Annotated in this window: 1 protein-coding gene and 2 pseudogenes; 1 reads left to right on the forward strand and 2 read right to left on the reverse strand. The window is 69.6% G+C overall.

Going from position 1 to position 2026, the window contains the following annotated elements; translation table 11 throughout:
* Positions 1 to 604, forward strand: a pseudogene (locus BACI9J_RS22785) (phosphoglucosamine mutase); the annotation flags it as partial.
* 94 nt (positions 605 to 698) lie between these two features.
* Here the strand turns inward: BACI9J_RS22785 and coaA are convergent.
* A complete protein-coding gene (gene coaA, locus BACI9J_RS22790) occupies positions 699 to 1643 on the reverse strand; it encodes a type I pantothenate kinase (protein ID WP_056072020.1) in 945 nt (314 codons plus the stop codon).
* A 105-nt stretch (positions 1644 to 1748) separates the two neighbouring features.
* A pseudogene (locus tag BACI9J_RS22795) lies at positions 1749 to 2026 on the reverse strand (glutathione peroxidase); the annotation flags it as partial.

Raw genomic sequence — 2026 nt, forward strand, 5'->3', positions numbered from 1 at the left:
CGACGCCGCGGGCAACGCGATCGACGGCGACCAGATCATGGCGATCCTGGCGTTGTCGTTGCAGGAGCGCGGACGCCTGAAGGACGACACCCTCGTCGCGACGGTCATGTCGAACCTCGGGCTCAAGCGGGCCATGGCCGACGCGGGCATCACCGTGATCGAGGCCGGTGTCGGCGACCGCTACGTGCTCGAGAAGATGACCGAGGGCGACTACTCCATCGGTGGCGAGCAGTCCGGCCACATCATCTTCAACGAGTTCGCCACCACGGGCGACGGCATCCTCACCGGGCTCCACCTGGTCGCCGAGATGGCGCGGACGGGCAAGACCCTGCAGGAGCTCGCCTCGTGCATGACGGTGTTCCCGCAGGTGCTGCTCAACGTCCGCGGCGTCGATCGTCACGGGCTCGCCGACCAGGGCGTGCAGGACGCCGTGACTGCGGCGTCCGCGGCACTCGGCGACACCGGTCGCGTGCTGCTCCGACCCTCCGGCACCGAGCCGGTCGTGCGGGTCATGGTCGAGGCTGCGTCGCAGGACGACGCCCAGCGCATCGCCGAGGAGCTCGCCGCCGTCGTGCAGGACCGCCTGGCGCTCGACGCCGCGTAGGGTTCCCCTCCGCAAGACACCGGTGTTCGCCGGTTGAACACGCGCAGGACGCGGTTCAGCTCGCGAACACCGGTGTTTTGCTGCCCGCTCCCGTTCAGATCTTGCGGAGCAGGACCGAGTTCACCTTGTGGTTCGCGCCCTTCTTCAGCACCAGGGTGGCGCGGGAGCGCGTGGGCAGCACGTTCTCGAGCAGGTTCGGCTCGTTGATCGCCCGCCAGACCTCGGTCGCCGTCCGCACCGCGTCCTCACGCGAGAGCGAGGCGAACCGGTGGAAGAACGAGTCGGGGCTCGAGAACGCCTCTTCCTGCAGGGCGAGGAACCGGTCGACGTACCAGGACTCGATGTCCTTGGTCTTCGCGTCCACGTAGATCGTGAAGTCGAACAGGTCGGACAGCGCGAGCCGCCCGTGCACCGGGGGCGCCAGCACGTTGAGACCCTCGACGATGAGCACGTCGGGCTGCCGGACGACGATCTCGGCATCGGGCACGATGTCGTAGACCAGGTGCGAGTAGTACGGCGCCCGGACCTCGGTTGCCCCGCTCTTCACCTGGCTCACGAAGCGCAGCAGGGAGCGGCGGTCGTACGACTCCGGGAAGCCCTTGCGGTCCATGATCCCGCGGCGCTCCAGCTCGGCGTTCGGGTACAGGAAGCCGTCGGTCGTCACGAGCTCCACGCGAGGGGTGTCCGGCCAGCGCTTCGTCAGCTCCCGCAGCAGACGGGCGACGGTGGACTTGCCGACGGCGACGGAACCCGCGACGCCGATGACGAACGGCGTGCGTCCGGCGCGCTCACCCAGGAACCGGCTCGTCTCGGCGTGCAAGTTCCGTGCGCCGGCCGCGTAGAGCGTGAGCAGGCGGGACAGGGGCAGGTAGACCTCCTGCACCTCCTGCATGTCCAACCGGTCGCCGAGTCCGCGCAGCTGCACGATCTCGGTCTCGGTGAGCGACAGGTGCTCCTTGGGTGCGAGCTGCGACCACTCGGCACGTGGGATCTCCACGAACGGGGTCGGGTGCGCGACGGCGGTCTCCGGGATCGGCATGGGATCGAGCGTACAGACGGGAGGCCCGGGGCACGTGAGCCGGTCGGCTCACGTGCCCCGGGCCTCCCGGCCAGTGCTCGGTGCGCGCCCGCAGGACGCGGCGCGTCAGGCGGGGAGGGCCGCCTCGATGGCGGCGACGACCTCGGGGGCGTCCGGCTTCGTGGTGGGGCGGAAGCGCGTGACGGTGCCGTCGGGGGCGACGAGGAACTTCTCGAAGTTCCAGCTCACCCGACCGGCCTTGCCGTCGGCGTCCGGGGTCTCCTTGAGGGCCTGGTAGAGCGGGTGGGCGCTCTTGCCGTTGACCTTGACCTTCTCGGACATCGGGAACGTCACGCCCCACGTGGTGGAGCAGTACTCGTCGATCGCCTCGGACGAGCCGAGCT

It is taken from the genome of Arthrobacter sp. 9V (genome assembly GCF_902506065.1).
Lineage (GTDB): Bacteria > Actinomycetota > Actinomycetes > Actinomycetales > Micrococcaceae > Arthrobacter.